This window comes from Luteitalea sp., assembly GCA_009377605.1.
Lineage (GTDB): Bacteria > Acidobacteriota > Vicinamibacteria > Vicinamibacterales > Vicinamibacteraceae > WHTT01.
Genome location: WHTT01000036.1, coordinates 40,027 through 61,856 on the forward strand (window position 1 = coordinate 40,027; position 21,830 = coordinate 61,856).

The window sequence follows — 21,830 nt, forward strand, 5'->3', positions numbered from 1 at the left end:
CTCAGGATGCGGGCGGGCGGCCCGGGACGAGGCACAGCAGCGCGACCGATCGGCCTACCATCTTGTAGGACGCGCCGACGCGTGGATCGTCGCTCGGCATCGTCGCAGTTCGCGTGTCGAGCTCGAGCGCCCAGGCGCAGTGCGATCCGGTCCGAACCGATGGGGGCGGCAGCACGAAATCAATGGGTCCCTCGTTCGCATTCAGGAGGATCAGGAAGGTGTCGTCGACGATGGGCGCACCGCGATCGGTCGTCTCCAACATCTCGTTGCCGTCGAGTCGCATCCCAAGGGAGCGCGCCTGCGTTTCCTCCCACATCTCGTCGGTCATCTCGACACCGGAACGGTGATACCAGGTGAGGTCCTTGACGCCGGCGCCACGGATTGGCCGGCCCTGGAAGAAGCGCTGTCGACGAAGCACGGGATGCTTTCGGCGCAACCGGACCAGGTGACGAGTGAACGTGAGCAGGGCCTTTTTCTCCTCGTCCAGGGTCCAGTCGCTCCAGCTGATCTCGTTGTCTTGGCAGTACGCGTTGTTGTTGCCTTGCTGCGTGCGGCCCATGTCGTCACCGGCGCAGATCATCGGGACTCCCTGCGAGAGGAGGAGCGTGGCGAGGAAATTGCGCTTGTGCTTGGCGCGCGCGGCGCGAATCTTCGGATCGTTGGTCGGCCCTTCGACGCCGAAGTTCATGCTCAGATTGTGGTTCTCCCCGTCGCGGTTCTCCTCGCCGTTGGCCTCGTTGTGCTTCCGCTCGTAGCTCACCAGGTCTTCGAGCGTGAAGCCGTCATGACACGTGACGAAGTTGATGCTCGCCACCGGCCAGCGTCCCGTCAACTCGTAGAGGTCGCTGCTCCCGGCCAAGCGCGTGGCGAACTCCGAGACCGCGCCGCCGTCACCGCGCCAGAATCGGCGCACCGAGTCGCGGTACTTGCCGTTCCACTCGGTCCAGCCAGGCGGAAAGTTCCCAACCTGATACCCGCCCTCGCCGAGATCCCACGGCTCGGCAATCAGCTTCACCTGTGACAGTACCGGATCCTGGTGAATGATGTCGAAGAACGACCCCAGCTTGTCGACCGCGTGCAGCTCGCGGGCCAGCGCGCTTGCAAGGTCGAAGCGAAACCCGTCGACGTGCATCTCGAGCACCCAGTAGCGGAGGCTGTCCATGATGAGCTGCAGCACGCGGGGGCTCATCATGTTGAGCGTGTTGCCAGTACCGGTGAAGTCTTCGTAGAACCGCGCGTCCTCGGGCGAGAGGCGATAATACGACTTGTTGTCGATCCCGCGCAGCGACACCGTTGGCCCGAGATGGTTCCCCTCTGCCGTGTGGTTGTAGACGACGTCGAGGATCACTTCGAGGCCGGCCCGATGAAGGGCCCGCACCATCATCTTGAACTCTCGAACCGAGTCGAGCGCGCGGCGCGCCAGGGAGAAGCGCAGATCCGGCGCGAAGTACGCGAGCGTGTTGTAGCCCCAGTGGTTCGAGAGGCCCTTCTTGATGAGATGCCAGTCATCGAGGTGATGATGCACTGGCATCAGCTCGACCGCGGTGACGCCGAGCGACACCAGGTGCGACAGCACGGCATCGGATGCCAAGCCGAGATACGTGCCGCGCAGCTCTTCGGGCACGTTCGGGTGGAGCTTCGTGAAGCCGCGAACGTGCAGCTCGTAGATGACGGTCTCATGCCAAGGCCGGCGGACGGGGCGGTCCTCGCCCCAGGTGAAGGCCGAGTCGACCACGGCCGCCAGTGGCGCGTAGGCGGCGCTGTCGCGCTCGTCCATCGCGTCGAGGTTGCCGTCCTGATAGTCGAACAGTGACGCGTGCCACCGCAAGCTGCGGCCGATGGCCTTGGCGTAGGGGTCGAGCACGAGCTTGTTCGAATTGAAGCGATGCCCGTTCCCGGGCTCCCACGGACCCGACACCCGATACGCGTACAGTTGGCCGGGTCCGACCTCGGGTAGGTACCCGTGCCAGACGAGGTCGGTTCGTTCCGTCAGCGGAATGCGCGTCGATTCATGAGCCGCGTAAGGCGAATCGAAGAGGCAGAGGTCGACGGACGTTGCGTGCTCCGAGAATAATGCAAAGTTGACGCCGCTGCCGTCCCACGTTGCTCCAAGGGGATACGGTTTGCCTGGCCAGATCCTCATCAAGCGGACGATTGTGACACAGGTCGCGGAAAGAGCAGAAACAGTGCAGCTGTACCCGGTACCCCTCCTCACGTACTAAAATGTCGGTGTGCCGGCCGTCACCCAGAACCTGGCTCCCTTCGACCTCCTGCGGCGGTGGGCGCGGTTGCTCGACGATGTTTTCCGGATTCCCGGCACCAACATCAGATTCGGGATCGACCCGCTGGTGGGGTTGATTCCCGGTCTCGGCGACGTCGCGAGCCCGCTCTTCACGATCGCTCTTCTTTTCCAAGGGCTCTGGACGGGGGTGCCCAAGGTGGTGCTGGCGCGCATGGTCGCGCACGCCGGCGTCGACGCGCTCCTGGGACTGTTTCCCTTGGTCGGCAATGTCGCCGACGTGTTCTGGCGCGCGAACCGCTGGAATCTCGCGCTGCTGGAACGCCATGCGTCGGTCGGTGTGTCGCCGTCACGCGGCGATTACCTGTTCGTGTGGTGTGCTATCGGCGTCTTGCTTCTGCTCGTCTTCCTACCCATCTTGCTCGTCCTCGGGCTCGTGATCTGGATGTGGAACCATCCCGCGCCCGGTCTTGGCCTGTAGTTCCCGACGATTACGCTTCCCACCTCCTCCGGAATATCGCTGGTGACCGGAGTCTTCTCGGCTGCCTGCCCCGAGAGACAGAGAACACTGACAGCCATCAGAATGACTGCGAGGCGGTTAGCAGCGCGCATCCGGGAAGTGTCGCGGTTGCGACGAAGACCGACTTGGACGGTCGTTAAAAATGGGATTATCGGAATCACCTATGGGTGGTATTGGATGTCGAAGGCACCACGATGGTGTGGGTGCGAGTCTCGGGCCGTGACTGGCGGTCTATCGATTATTCGAAGAAGACCATTTTGCAGAAGCGATAGCCGAGACGAACTGGAAGATTATCGCCCTGCCCCTGGATCCCTTGATCCCTCGATCCCTCGATCCCTTGATTCCTTGATTCCTTGATCCCTTTTATCCCTTTTATCCTTGCCCATGCTCGTCAGCGACTTCGACTACGATCTGCCCCCGCATCTCATCGCCCAAACGCCGGCGGCCGACCGCAGTGCCTCTCGGCTGATGGTGCTCGACCGCAAGACCGGGTCGGTCGAGACAGGTGTTGCAGCCAACCTGCCACGGTGGTTGCATCCAGGCGACCTCTTGGTGGTAAACGACACCCGGGTGTTTCCCGCGCGCCTCGTGGGCCATCGCGTACCAAGCGGTGGCGCTGTGGAGTGCCTCCTCCTACGCCGGCTGGATGACGCTCGGTGGGACGCGCTCGTTCACCCGGGACAGAAGCTGAAGCCAGGACGACGGTTCCGTTGTGAGGGCTTGGGCGGTGTGATCGATGGTGAGGTTCTCGCGCAGCACACGTTCGGCCGGCGCACGGTGCGATTGTGGGCACCGGATGGCGGCGATCTCGACCGAATGATCGATGCGATTGGCCACGTACCCCTGCCGCCATACATCAGGCGCAGCGAGACACCCGAGGATCGGGAGCGCTACCAAACCGTCTTTGCGCGCGCGCGCGGCTCGGTCGCCGCCCCCACGGCCGGGCTGCATTTCACGCCAGCGCTCCTCGAGGCGCTCGACCGCCGCCGCGTCGAGCGCCTCGCCATCACCCTGCATGTCGGCTACGGCACGTTCAAGCCGGTCCGGACCGAAGCGGTAGAGGACCATCGGGTCGACGCCGAGCCGTATATCATTGATGAGGCCTCCGCGCGCGCGGTCAACCGCGCCTTGGACGAACACCGTCGTGTCATCGCCGTAGGGACGACGACCACGCGGGCCCTCGAGAGTGCGGCGATGAGGGGGAACGGACGCCTGACGGCCGCTCGCGACGAGACATCGCTCTTCATTAGTCCCGGATTCGCGTTCCAGGTCGTCAGCGGCCTGCTGACCAACTTCCATCTACCTCGCTCGTCCTTGCTGTTTCTCGTCTGTGCGTTCGCCGGGCGCGACGAGACCTTGGCGGCCTATAGACGAGCCGTCGAGGAGGGCTTCCGATTCTACAGCTACGGTGACGCGATGCTCATTGTGTGACGAGGCCGGAACCACGAGGCCGCGCGATGCGTCTTCTCTGGACGTAACGTTATCGTCGGCCCGAGCGTCCAACTGAGGCGTGCGGCCGTGCTGTGGCTGTCCCACCGTTTCCAGGGCTTTTTCGGGTTACACTCAGGGGTTGTTTTGCTTTCCCGTACCGCGGGAGATTCATTTTGGCGTCCTTCATCCCTAATTACAGCTTCACACCAAGGCACCGGTTCGCCGGCCGCCGCGTATTTTTTTCATTGCTCGTGCTCACGGCATCTGGGCTCGCCGCATGTGGCGGGGGTGCCTCCTCTGCATCGCCACCCCAAATGCCTCCCGCTAAGGTGGAGCTCCAGGAGGTGCAGCCGGTTCCGCTGGAGGAGGCTGGCGAGTTCGTGGCCACCCTTCGGTCGCTCCGCTCGACGGCTATCAGACCTGATGTCCCGGGGCGGATCAGGCGGATCGACGTAAGCTCGGGCGATCGCGTCAAGCAAGGCACGCCGTTGATGCAGATTGACCCCCGTCGACAGCAGGCCGCCGTGTCGAGCCAGCAGGCCGCCATCCAGGCGCAACGCGCAAATGTCGAGCTTGCGCGCCAGGAACGGGACCGTGGAAAGGCGCTGCTCGATGGCGGCATCATCAGCCAGCAGGACTTCGACCAGCTCGCGAACACCTACTCGACAGCGCAGGCGCAGCTCGAGTCGCTCGAGGCGCAGCTCACGGAGCAGCGCGTCAACCTCCAGTTCTTTCAAGTGCTCGCGCCCACGACGGGTATCGTCGGCGACATCCCGGTGCGGGTGGGCATGTACGTCACCTCGGACACGGATCTGACGACAATCGATGGCGAGGGGGCGCTCGAAGTCTATGTGCAGGTGCCGGTCGAGTACGCGACTGACCTCGCTGTACGCTTACCGCTTACGATCGTGGACAACGCCGGCAAGGAGCTGGCGAAGACCACGGTGTCATACGTGGCGCCTCGGGTTGATAGCCAGACACAGTCGATCCTCGTCAAGGGGCGTCTGCCGGATTCCGCTGCGCTCCGTTCGGATCAGTATGTGCGTGCCCGGATCGTCTGGCGGACCACTGAGGGTCTGGCAGTGCCCGTGCTGGCCGTGACGCGGATGGGCAACCAGCATTTCATTTATGTGGCCGAGTCCCAGGAAGGGAAGACGGTCGCGCGGCAGAGGCCCATACAGGTAGGCGAGATCGTGGGCGACAATTTCACCGTCCGCAGCGGCCTCGAGCCCAACGAGCAGATCGTCGTCTCCGGCGTGCAGACCCTCTTCGACGGAGCGCCCATCGCGGCGGGCTCGTAAAGCCATGTTTGTCGATACCTTTATCCGCCGGCCGATTCTCGCGAGCGTGTGCTCGTTCATCATCATTCTCGCCGGCGCGATGGCGATCCCGACGATGCCCATCGCGCAATATCCGGAGCTCGCGCAGCCACAGGTCGCCGTCTCCGCTGTCTACACGGGCGCGAGCGCGGAGGTGGTCGAGACGACGGTGACCCAGCCGCTCGAGCAGGCGATCAATGGCGTCGAGGGTCTGGTCTACATGACCTCGACGAGCAGCAACCAGGGCACGAGCACGATCACGGTGACGTTCGACGTGACCCGCGATCCTGATCTGGCGGCGGTCGACGTGCAGAACCGTGTCGCAACAGCCCAGGCACGGCTCCCGGCCGCGGTCCAGCAGCTTGGCGTCACGGTACAGAAGCAATCGACGGGGTTTCTGCTTGGCGCCGCCTTCCTAAGTGAGAACGACCAATATGACACGCTCTTCATGAGCAACTACGTCGACGTCTACGTCAGGGATGCGATCAAGCGTGTGCCTGGTGTTGCCGACGTGATCATCTTTGGCGAGCGCAGGTACTCGATGCGTTTGTGGCTCGACCCGGATCGACTGGCCGGACGAGGTCTCACGGCCGCCGACGTCGTCAGTGCGTTGCGCGAGCAGAACGTCCAGGTGGCCGCCGGCCAGGTGGGGCAGCCGCCTGCGAGGAAGGGGCAGAGCTACCAGATCAGCGTGCGGGCGGTCGGCCGGCTCCGCGAGGCGTCGGAATTCGAGAACATCATCCTCAAACGAGGGAACGATGGCGCCTTGGTTCGGCTCGCGGATGTGGGCCGGGCCGAGCTCGGCGCCGAGACCTACGACGCCTCCCTCCGCTACAACGGTCGAGAGGCGGTTGGTGTTGGCGTGATGCAGCTGCCGACGGCCAACGCGCTCGATGTGTACCGCGACGTGACCGCAGAATTGGATCGCCTCTCGGAGAGCTTTCCTCCGGGCTTCGAATACGAGATCGCCTTCGACACCACCACCGCGGTGCAGGAGTCGATCAGAGAGGTGATCACCACGCTCGCCGAAGCGATTTTTCTGGTCCTGCTCGTCATGTTCTTCTTTCTGCAGGACTGGCGCAGCACCGTCGTCCCGGCGATCACGATTCCCGTCTGTCTCGTCGGCGCGTTTGCGTTCATGAAGCTCTTCGGCTTCTCGATTAACACGCTCACGCTGTTCGGGATCACGCTGGCGACCGGCCTGGTCGTCGACGATGCGATTGTCGTGGTCGAGAACATCCAGCGGCACATTCACGACTACGGGAAGAGTGCTCGTGTGGCTGCGTCGGAGGCGATGGGGGAGGTCATTGGACCGGTCATTGCGACGTCGCTCGTGCTGGCCTCGGTGTTCGTGCCGGTGGCGCTCTTTCCTGGGACCACCGGGCGCTTGTACCAGCAGTTTGCGCTCGTCATCGCCGTCGCGGTGACCATCTCCGCCTTCACGGCGTTGACGATGTCGCCCGCGATCTCCGCGCTCCTGCTGCGCAGTGAGCGTACAGAAGGGCGATTCTGGCACCTGGTCAACCGCGGCATCGATGGGTTCTCGCGCGGCTACATCTGGTGGCTGCATCGCCTCGTGAACCGTAAGGCCATCGTGGCTGTGTGCTTTGCACTTGGCCTCGTTGCCACCTATTGGATCTACACGCGCGTCCCCTCCGGCTTCGTGCCAGACGAGGATGCCGTGTTCTTCATGGTCACGGTGCAGGCGCCGGATGGTGCGTCGCTCGACTACACGTCGAACATCACGCGTCAGTCAGAAAAGATACTGCTCGAGGCTGAAGAGGTGAGCGGTGTGTTCTCCGTCCACGGCTTCAGCTTCCTCGGTGGCGGCCCGAACCGCGGGATGCAGTTCGTGCGCTTGAAGTCGTTCGATGAGCGCTCAGGTGATGAGCACTCGTCCATGGCGGTCGTTGAACGGTTGCGGCCGGCGCTGATGGGGATCTCGGGCGCGATGGTCATCCCGTTCCAATTCCCGGCGATTCCGGGGATTGGCCAATTTGGCGGCTTCACGTTCGAGTTGCAGGATCAGAGCGGCGGGGCCATCAGCCGGCTCGCAGAAGCGACAGGTCAGCTGACCATGCAAGGGAACCAAACGCCTGGTCTGGCCGGTCTGTTCAGCGCGTTCACGATCAACGATCCGCAACTCACGGTCACCGTCGACCGCGAACGGCTCAAGGCGCTCGACCTCTCCTTCGAGGACGTGACGAGCACGCTTCAGACGCTCATGGGCTCCGTCTACGTCAACGACTTCGACTTCAACAATCGCTCGTATCGTGTGTACGTGCAGGCGGACCAGCAGTTTCGCGCACAGCCCCAAGATCTCGGCCGCTACCAAATGCGGACCCCCGATGGTCAAATGGTCCGGCTCGAGACGGTGTCGAGCGTCGCAGAAGCGACGTCGCCTCAAATCATCTCGCACTACAACATGTTCCGCTCGACGACCATCAACGGCGGGGCGGCACCCGGCTTCAGCTCGGGTCAGGCGCTCGGAATCATGGAAGATCTCGCTCGGCGCACGTTGCCGCAGGGGATGACGTTCGCCTGGTCAGGGCTCTCGCGAGAGGAGATTGCGGCCGGCGGGCAGGCGATGATCATCTTCGGCCTGGGGCTGTTGCTCGTCTACCTCACGCTCGCCGCACAATACGAGAGCCTGGTCCTCCCGTTCATCATCTTGCTGTCGGTGCCGCTCGCCGTGATGGGCGCGCTCCTGGCCCAATGGGGCCGCGGCCTCATCAACGATGTGTACTGCCAGATCGGACTTCTGATGCTGATCGGGCTTGCCACCAAGCAAGGCATTCTCGTGGTGGAGTTCGCCGAGCAGCTCCGGCGCCGCGGCCTGTCCGTCGTGGAGGCTGCGATTGAAGCCTCCCGCATTCGTCTTCGACCGATCTTGATGACCTCGTTGTCCTTGATTTTCGGGGTGATGCCGCTCGCGCTGGCGACCGGCGCCGGCCGGTTCGCTCGTCATTCGGTCGGGACCACGGTGATCGGGGGCATGATCCTCGCGACGATACTCAACCTCATCATCATCCCGGTGATGTACATTGCAGTCCGCAGTCTCTTGCCGACTCGCGCCGCTGCACCAGCGGAGGCCTCTGCAGAGGAACCTGCATAAGAGCAGGGGCCAGGGATCAGGCATCAGGATCAGCGCCGGGCTGGCCCTGACGCCTGCTGACTCTGGTGCCTGATCCCTGACCCCTACTGACCCCTGACCCCCTGTATAATCGATTGGTTCGGCTGGCGTGGGCCGAGCAGCTCTTGAGCCCTGAGCGAGCGCCGAAGGCGCGAGTCGAAGGGTAGGGCGCCGCCGCGCGAACGAACGCCTACCTTTCGTGCCGGTGTAGCTCAGCTGGTCAGAGCATGCGTCTCATAAGCGCAGGGTCGACGGTTCGAGTCCGTCCACCGGCACCAATCTTCCCCCATGTCTCGCTTCGCCGCCCGTGTGCGGTCGACCATTCGTGAGCAGGGCTTGCTCGGACCTGGCGATCGTGTGCTGGTGGGGTTGTCCGGCGGGCCAGATTCCGTGGCGCTCGCGCACGTGCTGCTGCGTGTTGCGCCGGCGCTCGACGCCACAATCTGCGCGTTGGTGCACGTGCACCATGGACTGCGTCGCCAGGAAGCGGACGATGATGCAGTGTTTTGCCGATTGCTGGCGGAGCAGGTCGGCCTACCAATCTCGGTAGGGCACGTGGACGTGCGCGCGGAAGCGACAACGAGACGCATCTCACTCGAGCGAGCCGGCCACGATCTGCGACACGCGTGCTTCGAGCGGGCGCGTGTGCAAACGGACGCAAGCGTTATCGCGCTCGGTCACACGCGTGACGACCAAGCCGAGACGCTGCTGCTGCGTCTGTTCCGCGGCGCGGGCACGCGGGGGTTGGGTGGGATGTCCCCTCGAGTGGGCCACGTGGTGCGTCCGTTACTCGATACCACCCGGGCTGAGGTTCTTCGATATTTGGCATCGCACGGGCTCGGCTACCGCGAGGACACGTCCAACCGCGACCTCACGTTTGCGAGGAACCGGATTCGCCACGTCGTCTTGCCACAGCTCATGCTTCAGATTGGCCCGCACCTGCCGAAAGTCCTCGCCCGCGAAGCGGCGCTGGCGCGTGACGATGAAGCATGGTTGAGGGAGGCTGCAACCGAAGCGGCCCAAAGAGTCGTCTTATACAAAGAAGGAGAGGCCTCAGCGAGGCTGCAGCTTCCGGCGCTTCGGGCGCTGCCGCCCGCGCTCCAGCGCCGGGTGGTGTGGCAGGCGCTAGAGCGCCTGGCCTGTGGGCGCTTCATTGGGTGGACGCATGTCCGCGCCACGCTCGAATTGGCCAATGGTCGCCGTACTGGTTCCTTGGCGCTGCCAGCCGTTCGCGCGGCGCGGCGCGGCGAGGTGCTGGTGTTGGAGGTGACCGCAGGCGAGGCCGGACGCCAACGGCAGGAGAGAGGTTCGCGAGAAGGGCGAGCATTTCGCTATGAGCTGGGGGTGCCAGGGACGCTCGAGATCGCGGAAGCAGGGCTCGTTCTGACGGCCGAGATGAAAGCGGTCGGACCCGAATGGGTGGCGCGGGTGTCCAACCCAATGGAGGCTATTTTGGATGCACGCGCGCTGGGCCGGCCGCTGGTCGTACGGAGCCGGCTGCCTGGCGATCGGCTCCAGCCCCTGGGGTTGACCGGCACCCGTAAGTTGCAGGACCTTTTGGTGGATAGGAAGGTGCCGCGGGAAGCCAGGGATCGTGTGCCCCTCGTGGTGGCTGCTGACGGCTCGATTGCATGGGTGATTGGGCAGGCCGTTGCTGAGCCGTTTCGCGTCTCGCCGGAGACCGCAGGCGTGGTATTCTTGAAAGCTACCCCGGTGTAGGAGGGTCACGTTGAATTCGACGCTCAAGAGCTTGCTGTTCTGGATCGGCCTCGTTGTCGTCGTCGCGCTCATCTGGAACTTTTCGAACAGCTTCCAGAAGGGCGAGCGGTCCGTGTCCTTCAGCGAGTTCTCGAAGTGGGTCGACCAGAAGAAGGTCGAGCAGGTCACGATCACCGGGCAAGAAATCGTCGGCACCGAGAGAGGGTCTCGCGACGAGTTCAGCACGTATGCGCCGGTGGTTGGTGAGCAGCTGACGGATCGGCTGATTGCGAGCGACGTGGTCGTCAACGCCAAGGAGCCGGTGACGAGCCCGTGGTCCGCGCTGCTGTACGCGTGGGCGCCGATCTTGTTGTTGATTGGCTTCTGGATCTTCTTCATGCGACAGATGCAGAGCGGCGGCAACAAGGCGCTGTCGTTCGGCAAGAGTCGCGCAAAGCTTTCCTCGAGCTCGCAGAAAAAGGTCACGTTCAAGGATGTGGCCGGTGTCGACGAGGCGAAGGACGAGCTCCAGGAGATCATCGAGTTCCTCAAGGAGCCGCAGAAGTTCCAAAAGCTCGGCGGGCGCATTCCCAAGGGCGTCCTGCTCATGGGCCCCCCGGGAACTGGCAAGACGCTTCTGGCGCGCGCTGTCGCGGGCGAAGCCAATGTGCCCTTCTTCTCGATCTCTGGTTCCGACTTCGTCGAGATGTTCGTGGGCGTGGGGGCGTCGCGCGTTCGCGATCTCTTCGAGCAAGGGAAGAAGAACGCGCCGTGCATCGTCTTCATCGACGAGATTGACGCCGTTGGTCGGCACCGAGGCGCGGGCCTGGGTGGAGGCCACGATGAGCGAGAGCAGACGCTCAATCAGTTGCTCGTGGAGATGGACGGCTTCGAGTCCAACGAAGGCGTCATCCTCATGGCGGCAACGAACCGGCCGGACGTCCTCGATCCGGCGCTGCTCCGGCCTGGCCGGTTCGATCGCCGAATCGTGGTCAATCGGCCGGATGTGAAGGGGCGCGAGGGTATCCTCGCCGTTCACACGAAGAAGATCCCGCTGAGCGACGACGTCAATCTGCCGGTGCTGGCGAGGAGCACCTCGGGGTTCGCGGGTGCGGATCTGGCGAATCTCGTCAACGAGGCTGCGCTCAGCGCCGCGCGTCTGAACCAGCGCATCGTGCGCATGATGGACTTCGAGTTCGCCAAGGACAAGGTGCTCATGGGCGCCGAGCGACGCTCGATGATCATCAGCGACGAGGAGAAGAAGGTCACGGCTATTCACGAAGCAGGCCACGCGCTGCTCGCCGTGCTGCTGCCTCACGCCGACCCTGTCCACAAGGTGACGATCATCCCGCGTGGAATGGCGCTTGGCGTGACCCAGCAGATCCCAGAGGATGACAAGCACAACTTCTCCAAGGTCTACCTCTACGATCACATCGCGATTCTGCTCGGTGGACGATTGGCCGAGGAGATCGTGAACACGACCATTACGACCGGTGCCGGCAACGACCTCGAGCGCGTCACCGAAATGGCACGGCGCATGGTCTGCGAGTGGGGAATGAGCGATTCGATGGGTCCGCTCACCTTCGGCAAGAAGGAAGAGCAGATCTTCCTCGGTCGCGAGATTGCGCAGCACCAGGACTACAGCGAGAGCACCGCTGTCCAGATCGATCAGGAAGTCCGCCGCATCGTGATGGACAATTACACCCGCGCCAAGCAGACGCTGGAGGAGCACAAAGCGGAGCTGCTCCAGATTGCGGACGAGCTCCTCGTGCGCGAGGTTCTTGACGCCGGCCAGGTGAAGCGGATCATCCAAGGCCTGCCGGTCGATGAGGTGCCGTCCGAATCCGCCGGGCATACGACTTCACCGCGCCCCACATCCAACGAGCCGCAGGAGCGGCCTACCCTGCCCGTCGCCCCGCTCAAGGCGCCGCTGGCACAGGAGTAGGGATCAAGGTTCGAGGTAAGAGGTTAAAGGTTCGAGGTGGGGGTTTGAGATAGGTCTCGGGCGGCTGGCGCCGGCCGTCGGCCCGGAGCCTCGAACTTCCACGGAAAGCGTTGAACCTGCCCCAGATATACCTCGAACCTCGAACCTCGAACCTCGAACCTTGATTCCTTCCTCCGTGAGCCCCCGGCCCCGCTATCACGTGCCGCTACCAGATGGGCGCGCGCTCATCCTCGGTGAGCGCACGCTCGTGATGGGTGTGCTCAACGTCACGCCGGACTCCTTCTCTGACGGCGGCCTCTACTTCGACCACGATCGCGCGCTGACCGCCGCACTGGCCATGATCGACGACGGTGCAGATATCGTCGACGTTGGCGGCGAATCGACGCGCCCAGGCGCGCGCGACGTGGACGAAGCCGAGGAGCGGCGGCGCGTCGTCCCGCTCGTCGCCAAGCTGGCGCCCCACGCGAGCGTGCCGATCTCGGTGGACACCACCAAGGCCGGTGTCGCGCGAGCGGCGCTCGATGCCGGCGCCACCATCGTGAACGACATCAGTGGCTTACGGCAGGATGCCGCGCTCGGCGACGTCGCAGCGCGTGCGGGTGCTGCCCTGATTCTCATGCACATGAGGGGCACGCCGCACGACATGTATGCACGGGCGGTCTACCGCTCGGTGCCGGAAGAGGTCGCCGCCGAGCTTCGATGGAGCCTGGCTGCAGCGGTTGCTCGCGGCGTGTCGCGCGAGGCGGTGATCCTCGATCCGGGCATTGGCTTTGCCAAACGGGCAGAGCATAGCTGGCAAATACTCAGCCATCTCGACCACCCGGCCCTCCTGACGCTCGATCGACCCTGGTTGGTTGGCCCGTCCCGTAAGTCCTTCCTCGAGCAGGCGACCGGAGAGTGTCCTTCAGCGACACGTGAATGGGCAACGGCCGCCGCCGTAACGACCGCCGTCCTGCTCGGAGCACACATCGTCCGAGTCCACTCGGTCCGGGAAATGACCGCCGTCGTTCGGGCCGCAGACCTGGTGCGCCGGTGTCGGGAGCAGGCAAAGCAGGTTTGAGGTGAGGGACTCAGCTATGATCTTGACTGCTGATGCCTGACACCCTCACCGCCCTGCTACGCCGAGCCCCGGTCACGTGGTGGGACATCCTCGACATTCTCATCATCGCGGTTGTCATCTACGAGTTCTTGAAGCTCATTCGTGGCACGCGAGCCGTGCAGATGGCGGTGGGCTCGGCGCTGGTCGTCGGGCTGTATTTCCTGTCGACAGCTGCGCCGTTGCAGACGGTCAACTGGGTGATCCGCAACATCGTTGGCTACTTGGTGTTTGCCGCCATCGTTTTGTTCCAGTCCGACATCAGACGCGCGCTGGCGCACCTCGGACGTACGTGGTTGCTCCGCTACGTCACCAGCGCGGAGACGGACGAGGAGGCGCTCGAGGAGATCGTGACCGCCGCCGCCCAGCTCGCCGACCGCCGAACGGGCGCCATCATTGCCGTGGAGCGCGAGATTGGACTCCGCAATTACGTGGAAAGCGGTATCCCACTCGACGCCACCATCACGCACGACCTCCTGGTGAGCGTGTTCCAACCGGCTTCGCCGCTGCACGATGGTGCCGTCATCTTGCAGGAGAATCGGGTTGCCGCCGCCTCGTGCTTCCTTCCGCTCACGGTGAACCCACAGCTCAGCACGGAGCTCGGCACGCGACACCGCGCGGCCATCGGTCTCACCGAGGAGAACGACGCCGTTGCCGTCGTGGTCTCGGAGGAAACAGGCGCCATTTCCTTGGCGCTCGATGGTACGATCGAGCGCGGCCTCACGCCCGAGAGGCTGCACGCCCGGCTGCGCACGCTCGTAGTGCAGCGGCGCAGCACCGGTGACCGAAATCACGAGCCGGCCTATACGATCTGATGGCGTACCACCCGTTTCGCAATCTCGGGCTGAAGCTCGTGGCTTTGAGCCTGGCTACGCTGCTGTGGGTCGCCGTAGGCGGTCAGGAGACCGCCGAGCGCTACCTTCCCGTCCCGATCGAGTTCCAAAACGTGCCGAAGGGCCTCGAGATCATTGGTGATCCGCCGGACTCGGTCAACGTGCGTGTACGGGGCTCGTCTGGCAACCTCGCGCGCATGCAGATCGGTGAGGTGCTGGCCGTGTTGGATCTCCGCAACGTACAGCCCGGCACGAGGCTCTTTCACTTGTTGCCCGAACAGGTGCGTACACCCTATGGTATCGAAGTGGTGGAGGTATCACCCTCCTCCTTCTCGCTCGTGGTCGAGCGATCGAGCGTTCGTGATGTGCCGGTCGTGCCGGAGATTACCGGCCAGCCGGCGCCGGGCTACGTAATGGGGAAAGTCACCAAAGAGCCGGCGACCGTTCAGGTGGCCGGCCCCGAGAGCCATGTGCGCCAAGTGACCCGAGCGACCACCGAGCCGGTGAGCATCGAGGGCGCGGTGCGCCCGGTGCAAGAGCAAGTGGGGATCGGCGTGGCTGACGCGCAAGTGCGGTTGCTCGGCGCGCGCGAGGCGCTGATCAGAGTCGAGATTCGCCGGGAGCCTGTGAAGCCATGACACGACTGTTTGGCACTGATGGCGTACGTGGCACCGCAGGCGAGCCACCGCTCGACGAAGCCACGATCCTGCGGCTCGGGGCGGCGCTCGTACGAGTGCTGCCGCACGAAGGACGCGGTCGACTGCTCGTCGGGCGGGACACCCGCGAGTCTGGAGCCTGGCTGGAGCAGGCAATCGCGCGCGGCGTGCGGGCGATGGGCAGTGACATCCAGAGCGTGGGCGTCATCCCGACACCCGCGGTCGCGTACCTCACACGCACGCTGGGATTCGATGCGGGCATCGTCATCTCGGCATCACACAACCCCTATCGGGACAACGGGATCAAGATCTTCTCCGGCCGTGGTGAGAAGTTCGACGCGCCGCTCGAGCGCGAGATCGAGCGTTGGGTCTTCGAGCCTGTGTCGTCGATTGATTGGCCCCAGCCGATGCCGGTCGAGACCATCGACGGCGTCGCGCCGTACATCGAGCACGCCCGGCAGGTGCTGCCCGACGTAGGATCGCTCCGAGGAGCCAAGATTGCCCTCGACTGCGCGAACGGTGCGACAGTGGCGGTTGCGCCACGCGTCTTCGAGGCCCTGGGCTTCGAGGTCACGGCCACGGGTGACGCCCCCGATGGGCGCAACATCAATCTCGGGTGTGGGTCGACCCACCCGGAGCGATTGTCCGCGCTCGTCGCCGACAATGGCTACGTTATGGGCGCCGCGTTCGACGGCGACGGCGACCGCGCCATCCTGGTCGACGCCACAGGACGCATCGTCGACGGCGACGCGATCATCCTGCTCTGCGCCCGACATCTTCAGCGCCAGGGTCGGCTTCGCGGCAATGCCATCGTCGCTACCGTGATGAGCAACATTGGCTTGGAGCTGGCATTGCGCGACGATGGCATTGACGTGGTTCGTTGCGCGGTGGGCGACAAGTTCGTCTGTGAGGACCTGCTCGCCCGCGGCCTGTCGCTGGGCGGAGAGCAGTCGGGCCACATCATCCTCTCCGACTTCCTCTTCACTGGGGACGGCATCGCGACGGCGTTGTTCGTCTTGCGTGTGATGGCGGAGTCGGGGCGATCCCTGGCAGACCTCGCCGCGCAGTTCAGAGGTTATCCTCAGACGCTCGTCAACGTCAGAGTAGGGACGAAGCGTGATCTGCAGGCGGTTCCTGCCGTCTCGGCGATCATGGCGGACGTCGAGCGCAGGCTAGCCGGCCGCGGCCGGCTGTTGGTGCGCTACTCGGGAACCGAGCCGCTTCTTCGTATCATGATAGAGGGAGAGGATCAGAGCCAGATTCAGGCGTGGGCCGAGGAGATCGCTACCACGGCTCGGGGGCATTTGAGCTAACGAGCCAAGGGCTCATTTGAATGGTCCTCGTAGCGCAGGCCTTTAGGCCTGCCTGCTGAGATGTCGCGCCGTGATTGGCAGGCCTAAAGGCCTGCGCTACGAGGACCAGCGATGGCAACTGTATGAGGCTCGCCGTCAACATCGACCACATCGCGACGATCCGGGAGGCCAGGCGTGCTCGTGAGCCGCAGCCCGTGGCTGCGGCGCTTGCAGCGGAAATGGCCGGTGCCGAGGGGATCACCATCCACCTGCGCGGGGATCGGCGGCACATTCAAGAGCGCGATCTGGAGCTGCTCCGTGAGGTCGTCACGACGAAGCTGAACGTCGAGATGGCGGTCACGGCTGAAATGCTGCAGATTGCGCTGCGGGTGCGCCCGGATCAGGTCACGCTCGTTCCCGAACAGCCGAATGAGGTGACCACGCAGGGTGGCCTGGACGTGGGAGCACACAACCAAGCCATCAAGGACATGACCCGTCAGCTAACCGATGCGGGCATCCGCGTCAGTTTGTTCATCGACGCTGACCCAGAGCAGGTGCGACGCGCTCGGCAAACCGGTGCACAGGCGATCGAGATCAACACCGGACCATATGCCGACGCCCGCGAAGCCGCGCGACCGCAAGAGTTCGCCCGTATTGCGGATGTGGCGCGTCTTGCAGCCCGCGGCGAGGTCGAGGTGCTTGCGGGCCACGGCTTGAACTACTTCAACGTACGTCCAATCGTGGCGATCCCAGAGATTGTCGAGCTCAACATCGGTCACGCCATCGTCGCGCGCGCCGCGCTGGTCGGGTTCGACCGTGCCGTGCGCGAGATGGCGGCCCTGGTGTTACGCTGATCTGCGGCGGTTCACCGAGAGTATGAAGGCCGAATCGATCGTCTTCGCCGTGGCCGGCGCCTGTTTTGGGCTGCTCGTCGGTTGGTTGCTGGGCGCTCAGTCCGCGCCGACGAGCCGTCCGGAGCCCACGGAGGCGGAGGCGAGCACGCCGGCGGCGGCCGGCGACGGTGCGGCGGCGCAAGCAGGCGCGCCGGCTCCGCTCGACCAGGCGAAGCTCGAGAAGTTGATCGCCGGCGCCGAAGCGCGTCCCAAGGATGCCGAGGTGCGCGCGGAGATAGGAAATCTGTACTTTGACGCCGAGCGCTTCGATGAAGCTGCCCGTTGGTACGAAGCGTCGCTCGAGCTCGACGCGAGCGACCCGGACGTGACGACGGACCTCGGCGTGAGCTATTACTACACGAACCAGCCGGACCGCGCACTCTCCCAGTTTGCACAGGCACTGGAAATCAATCCGCGGCATACGAAGACGCTTCTCAACCTCGGTATCGTTCGAGCGTTTGCGAAGCAGGACTTGAAGGGTGCGGCCGAGGCATGGCAACAGGTCGTCGCGCTGGCGCCGGACAGCCCCGAGGGGCGGGCTGCCCGGACCGCCCTCGATGCGCTTCGTTCCGCGCATCCGGAGGTTGGGGAGGAGCGCGCCCCGACATCGCCGTAACGAAAGGCTGGGTGTATCACTGACCGGCTGGATTCTGCGCATTCTGCTGTTGTTGCTCCTGATTCGCCTGGTGTGGCGTCTGGTGGCGAGGGTGCGGCACGCCCTGAGCCAAGGAGCGCGGAGCTCACCGACGTCGGCTGCCCTGGCCCGCGACCCGGTGTGCGGCACTCATGTCTTACCTGAGCGGGCCGTTGCACTGCAGTCCGGCGGGGAGACGAAGTACTTTTGTTCCGAGGCATGCCGTCAAGCATGGAAGAAGCACAAGAAAGTGGCCAGTGGTCAGTGATCAGTGGCCAGCCGATTCACGAGCGTCCGGGGGTTGCATCGTTTACCCGGGTAGCACGCCGCCAGCCCCCGAACATCCGTAAACCGGCTGACCACTGGCCACTGACCACTGACCACTACTCATGATTCAGTCCCTGCCCCTATGTTGAGCCCTGAGGAGAAAGCCCGCGCGGAGATCGTCGAGATCGGCCACCGCCTGTGGACACGAGGCTTTGTCGCGAGCAACGACGGCAACATCAGCGTTCGTCTGGACCGCGAGCGCATCCTGACGACCCCGAAAAGTGTGTCGAAGGGATTCATGACGCCAGACATGATGGTGATGACCGATCTTGCTGGCACGAGGATCGCCGGCGAGCGGGCGCCCTCGTCCGAGCTCCTCATGCACCTGGCCGTGTACGAGCTACGGCCGGATGTACACGCCGTCGTGCACGCGCATCCGCCAAAGGCCACCGGCTTCGCGGTCGCCGGCATTCCGCTCGACCGCGCCGTCCTCGCGGAAGTCATCACGACCCTTGGTAGCATCCCCATTGCGGAGTACGGCACACCGTCGACGCAGGAGCTGCCAGACGCGGTGCGAAGATACATCAAGGCACACGATGGCCTTCTGCTGGCCAATCACGGAGCGCTCACGATCGGCGCGGAGCCGTTCAACGCGTACTACAAAATGGAGACAATCGAGCACTTCGCGCACATCAGTCTCGTCGCGAGGCTGTTGGGCCGCGAGCATGTGCTTTCTCGGGACGAGGTCCTCCGTCTTCAGGGCTTGCGCGGAGCGTATGGCATAGCAGCAGCGGCGCCCATCTGCATCGACTCGCCAGTGGCGGACGGCGGTGACGCCGCGGGCACCACCGACGCGGGTGAGCCCTGCCAGCGCGTGCTCGCCCCTGAGGCGCCCGGCCGGCGGCTCGTGCCAGCCGCGGGCTCGGCCGCCTTGAGCGGCGAGCGCGAAATTCGACTAACATACCGCGAGCTGGCTGCGCTCCTCGAAGATGCGGTTCGGGCGTTCACGCGATGAGGCCCTCCCGGCTGCCAGGGACCGTTGCTCGCACGGCGACAGCGCGAAGATGGAGACTCTAAATGGGTGAAGCACTGGGCATGATCGAGACCAAGGGATTGGTCGCAATGATTGAGGCGGCCGATGCCATGGTCAAGGCGGCGAAGGTGACGCTGGTCGGCTGGGAGAAGATCGGCGCCGGCTACGTCACAGCCATCGTGCGTGGTGATGTTGCCGCCGTGAAGGCCGCGACCGACGCTGGCGCGGCGGCGGCCAGGCGGGTCGGCGAGCTCGTGTCGGTGCACGTCATCCCTCGTCCGCACAGCAACCTCGAGGATGTGCTGCCCATTGGCAAGGCCGCGGCGGCCTCAAGCAAGTAAGACCGTGTGACGCCCGCGCTGTAGAGATAGCACAGCGCGTTTACCACACGCTCCGGACCATCGCCCATCGAAGTCATGCTCCTCGCCAGGGTTGTCGGGACCGTCGTCGCCACACGCAAAGACGAACGGCTGGTCGGCAGCAAGTTGATGGTCGTCCGACCCGTCAGCCCGGAGGGCAAGCCGGACGCGCCGACGCTCGTCGCGGTAGATACGGTGGACGCCGGCTCCGGCGAAACGGTGCTCATCGTCACGGGCAGCTCCGCGCGGATGTCGTCGGGCCTCAAGGATTGTCCGGTCGATGCCGCCATTGTGGCCATCGTTGATACCGTCTCGGTTGGTTCTTAGTTCTTGGTCCTTGGTGCGCTTTGGCGTACCGAAGCATCGAAGCGTACTAGGCGCACCAAGAACCGAGAACCAAGGACGAAGAACCGAGAACCAAGGACCTGAAGAATGCGACTCGCCAATGTGGTTGGGACCGTGGTCGCGACGCAGAAGGACCCGGGGCTCGCCGGGCAGAAGCTGCTCGTTATCCAGCCGCTCACACCGGGCGGCGAGCCGAGCGGGCGGGCGCTGGTTGCGGTCGATGCCGTGGGCGCGGGCGTGGGCGAGCGCGTGTTCTACGTTCGCGGCCGAGAGGCTTCGTATCCGTTCCTGCCCACGGAGGTTCCCGCGGATGCCGCCATCGTGGCGATCGTCGACCATACGGATGTGGTTCTTGGTGCTTAGTTCTTGGTTCTTGGTGCGCTTTGGCGTACCGAAGCATCGAAGCGTACTAGGCGCACTAAGGACCAAGCACCAAGGACCAAGAACCTGAAGAGATGCAAATCGGCACCGTTGTCGGCACCGTCGTCGCCACACAGAAACATCACAAGATCGAAGGTGCGAAGCTCTTGCTCGTGCAGGTGGAGGAGCCGGATGGCTCGCTGTGCGGCACCCCGCTGTTGGCGATCGACTCGGTTGGGGCCGGCGTTGGCGAGCGTGTACTGGTCGTGATCGAAGGGCGCGCCGCTGGTGACGCGCTCGGCCGAAAGGCGGCGCCCGTCGACGCCGCCATTCTGGGTATCATCGATTATGTCGACGTACAGGAACGCTAGGTAGGACGCGGGAGGCTGACGCGCCCTACCTGTGTGGCTGTTCGGATCACCATGACTGAAGACGAGCTGCGTGGGCTCGTTCGTGAGGCGATTGCGCGCCACCTCTCGGGCTCCGGTCCGCAGGTAGACGTGTCAGCAGCGCCTGTGAGACTGCATCCGAGCCACGCCAAGCTCAGTGTGCGCCCGGGCAGCGACATCGAGGGCCCGTGTCTCATCGAGCCAACCGTTCGCTGCAATCACTGCGGTTATTGCCAATCCCTAGGACATTGAGCCGACCTGCCATTTTCGTCACCAAGCGTCTTCCTTCGTCTGTGCTCGATGAGCTCGCCGCGCGGGCGTCCCTCGAGGTCTGGAAGGACCCATCGGGTCCTTCGCCCGAGGAGCTTGTCGAGCAGGCGGCCTCCTGCACGGGGATCATCAGTCAACCCACGGACCGCGTCGACGCGGCGCTCCTCGACCGAGCACCGGAGCTCCGCATTGTCGCGAACGTGGCGGTGGGCTACGACAATGTGGACGTGACGGCCGCGCGGGAGCGCCGCGTGATCGTGACCAACACACCGGACGTGCTGACCGAGTGCTGCGCGGCGTACACGTGGGGGCTGATCTTGACGGCGACGCGACGTATCGCCGAGGGCGACAGGCTGGCGCGGCGCGGCGCGTGGGAAGGTTGGGCGATTGACTTCATGCTCGGGTGCGAGATCAGTGGCCGACAGCTCGGCATCGTGGGCATGGGGCGAATCGGCCGGGCAGTCGCAGCCAAGGCTGGCTGCTTCGGCATGCGTGTCGCGTACGCGCCATCGCGAGCCAACACGGCCGACCTGCCACTCGCGCCCGACGGCACGCCCTACACGCCGATGTCCTTGGACCAACTGCTCGTCACCTCGGACGTTGTCTCGCTGCACCTGCCGCTTCGACCGGAGACTCGTCATCTCATCGACGCCAAAGCGCTCGCGCGAATGAAGCGATCAGCCTTTCTCGTGAATATGGCGAGAGGGCCAGTCGTTGACGAGGCGGCGCTAGCCTGGGCCCTGCGCGAAGGGCTCATCTCCGGCGCAGCGCTGGACGTTTACGAGAACGAGCCGACGATCCATCCAGATCTCTTCGGGCTCGAGCAGGTCGTATTGGCGCCACACCTCGGCAGCGCCACGCGTGAGACACGAACCGCCATGGCGGACCTGGCCGTCCGAAACGTCCTCGCCGTCATCGATGGGCAATTGCCGCTCACACCCGTCCCCGGCAGCTTCGTGGGTCAAGGGATCTAGGGGTCAAGGGATCTAGGGACCAAGGGACCAAGGGATCTAGGGATCTAGGGGGAAGGAAGGCAACGTCCCTTGCTTCGACCTTCCTACCCCTAGTACATCGTCCGAAAAGTACTTTGTGATACGTTCAGGTTCTTGTAGAGTGGG

The 21,830-nt window shown here is 64.3% G+C and carries 20 protein-coding genes and 1 tRNA gene; 20 read left to right on the forward strand and 1 reads right to left on the reverse strand.

What is annotated here, in order from left to right; translation table 11 throughout:
* Window position 1: 1 nt before the first annotated feature.
* Complete coding sequence (gene glgX / locus GEV06_13835) at window positions 2-2,143, reverse strand: glycogen debranching protein GlgX (protein MPZ18977.1); 2,142 nt, start codon at window positions 2,141-2,143, stop codon at window positions 2-4.
* An 88-nt stretch (window positions 2,144-2,231) separates the two neighbouring features.
* Here glgX and GEV06_13840 point away from each other — a divergent pair, with 88 nt between their 5' ends.
* The 20 genes from GEV06_13840 to GEV06_13935 all read left to right on the forward strand — a co-directional run bounded on the left by GEV06_13840 (window position 2,232) and on the right by GEV06_13935 (window position 21,686).
* A complete protein-coding gene (locus tag GEV06_13840; GenBank protein ID MPZ18978.1) occupies window positions 2,232-2,720 on the forward strand; it encodes a DUF4112 domain-containing protein in 489 nt (162 codons plus the stop codon).
* Between the two features lie 423 nt (window positions 2,721-3,143).
* Window positions 3,144-4,190, forward strand: coding sequence for a tRNA preQ1(34) S-adenosylmethionine ribosyltransferase-isomerase QueA (queA, locus tag GEV06_13845; protein MPZ18979.1), 1,047 nt, complete (start codon window positions 3,144-3,146; stop codon window positions 4,188-4,190).
* 314 nt (window positions 4,191-4,504) lie between these two features.
* Window positions 4,505-5,491, forward strand: a complete 987-nt coding sequence (locus GEV06_13850; GenBank protein ID MPZ18980.1) for an efflux RND transporter periplasmic adaptor subunit — start codon at window positions 4,505-4,507, stop codon at window positions 5,489-5,491.
* A gap of 4 nt (window positions 5,492-5,495) precedes the next feature.
* Window positions 5,496-8,624: a multidrug efflux RND transporter permease subunit gene (locus GEV06_13855; protein MPZ18981.1), complete on the forward strand. Its 3,129-nt coding sequence runs from the start codon at window positions 5,496-5,498 to the stop codon at window positions 8,622-8,624.
* A gap of 219 nt (window positions 8,625-8,843) precedes the next feature.
* Window positions 8,844-8,920 (forward strand) — tRNA-Met (locus GEV06_13860).
* 10 nt (window positions 8,921-8,930) lie between these two features.
* Window positions 8,931-10,361 (forward strand): tRNA lysidine(34) synthetase TilS, encoded by a 1,431-nt coding sequence (gene tilS / locus GEV06_13865; GenBank protein MPZ18982.1) that lies wholly within the window; start codon window positions 8,931-8,933, stop codon window positions 10,359-10,361.
* A gap of 10 nt (window positions 10,362-10,371) precedes the next feature.
* Window positions 10,372-12,285 carry an ATP-dependent zinc metalloprotease FtsH gene (hflB, locus tag GEV06_13870; GenBank protein MPZ18983.1) on the forward strand — a complete coding sequence of 638 codons (1,914 nt, stop codon included), beginning with the start codon at window positions 10,372-10,374 and terminating at the stop codon, window positions 12,283-12,285.
* Between the two features lie 250 nt (window positions 12,286-12,535).
* The gene (folP, locus tag GEV06_13875) at window positions 12,536-13,345 is read left to right on the forward strand and encodes a dihydropteroate synthase (protein MPZ18984.1); all 810 of its coding nucleotides are present in this window, start codon (window positions 12,536-12,538) and stop codon (window positions 13,343-13,345) included.
* A 32-nt stretch (window positions 13,346-13,377) separates the two neighbouring features.
* Window positions 13,378-14,196, forward strand: coding sequence for a TIGR00159 family protein (locus GEV06_13880; protein MPZ18985.1), 819 nt, complete (start codon window positions 13,378-13,380; stop codon window positions 14,194-14,196).
* Window positions 14,196-14,852, forward strand: a complete 657-nt coding sequence (locus tag GEV06_13885) for a hypothetical protein (protein ID MPZ18986.1) — start codon at window positions 14,196-14,198, stop codon at window positions 14,850-14,852. The genes GEV06_13880 and GEV06_13885 overlap by 1 nt, the downstream gene beginning before the upstream one ends.
* On the forward strand, window positions 14,849-16,183 hold the full coding sequence (gene glmM, locus GEV06_13890) for a phosphoglucosamine mutase (GenBank protein MPZ18987.1): 1,335 nt from the start codon (window positions 14,849-14,851) through the stop codon (window positions 16,181-16,183). The genes GEV06_13885 and glmM overlap by 4 nt, the downstream gene beginning before the upstream one ends.
* Before the next feature lie 122 nt (window positions 16,184-16,305).
* On the forward strand, window positions 16,306-17,016 hold the full coding sequence (locus GEV06_13895) for a pyridoxine 5'-phosphate synthase (protein ID MPZ18988.1): 711 nt from the start codon (window positions 16,306-16,308) through the stop codon (window positions 17,014-17,016).
* Window positions 17,017-17,239: 223 nt separating this feature from the next.
* The gene (locus GEV06_13900; GenBank protein MPZ18989.1) at window positions 17,240-17,671 is read left to right on the forward strand and encodes a tetratricopeptide repeat protein; all 432 of its coding nucleotides are present in this window, start codon (window positions 17,240-17,242) and stop codon (window positions 17,669-17,671) included.
* Complete coding sequence (locus GEV06_13905) at window positions 17,613-17,957, forward strand: YHS domain-containing protein (protein MPZ18990.1); 345 nt, start codon at window positions 17,613-17,615, stop codon at window positions 17,955-17,957. The genes GEV06_13900 and GEV06_13905 overlap by 59 nt, the downstream gene beginning before the upstream one ends.
* 141 nt (window positions 17,958-18,098) lie before the next feature.
* Window positions 18,099-18,971, forward strand: coding sequence for a class II aldolase/adducin family protein (locus GEV06_13910; protein ID MPZ18991.1), 873 nt, complete (start codon window positions 18,099-18,101; stop codon window positions 18,969-18,971).
* A 62-nt stretch (window positions 18,972-19,033) separates the two neighbouring features.
* Window positions 19,034-19,330, forward strand: a complete 297-nt coding sequence (gene eutM, locus GEV06_13915) for an ethanolamine utilization microcompartment protein EutM (GenBank protein ID MPZ18992.1) — start codon at window positions 19,034-19,036, stop codon at window positions 19,328-19,330.
* Between the two features lie 75 nt (window positions 19,331-19,405).
* Window positions 19,406-19,675: an ethanolamine utilization protein EutN gene (locus GEV06_13920; GenBank protein ID MPZ18993.1), complete on the forward strand. Its 270-nt coding sequence runs from the start codon at window positions 19,406-19,408 to the stop codon at window positions 19,673-19,675.
* Window positions 19,676-19,780: 105 nt separating this feature from the next.
* Window positions 19,781-20,056 (forward strand): ethanolamine utilization protein EutN, encoded by a 276-nt coding sequence (locus tag GEV06_13925; protein ID MPZ18994.1) that lies wholly within the window; start codon window positions 19,781-19,783, stop codon window positions 20,054-20,056.
* 92 nt (window positions 20,057-20,148) lie between these two features.
* Entirely contained in the window at window positions 20,149-20,424 is a 276-nt protein-coding gene (locus tag GEV06_13930) for an ethanolamine utilization protein EutN (GenBank protein ID MPZ18995.1), read from the forward strand.
* A 266-nt stretch (window positions 20,425-20,690) separates the two neighbouring features.
* Window positions 20,691-21,686: a D-glycerate dehydrogenase gene (locus tag GEV06_13935; protein MPZ18996.1), complete on the forward strand. Its 996-nt coding sequence runs from the start codon at window positions 20,691-20,693 to the stop codon at window positions 21,684-21,686.
* Window positions 21,687-21,830: the final 144 nt, after the last annotated feature.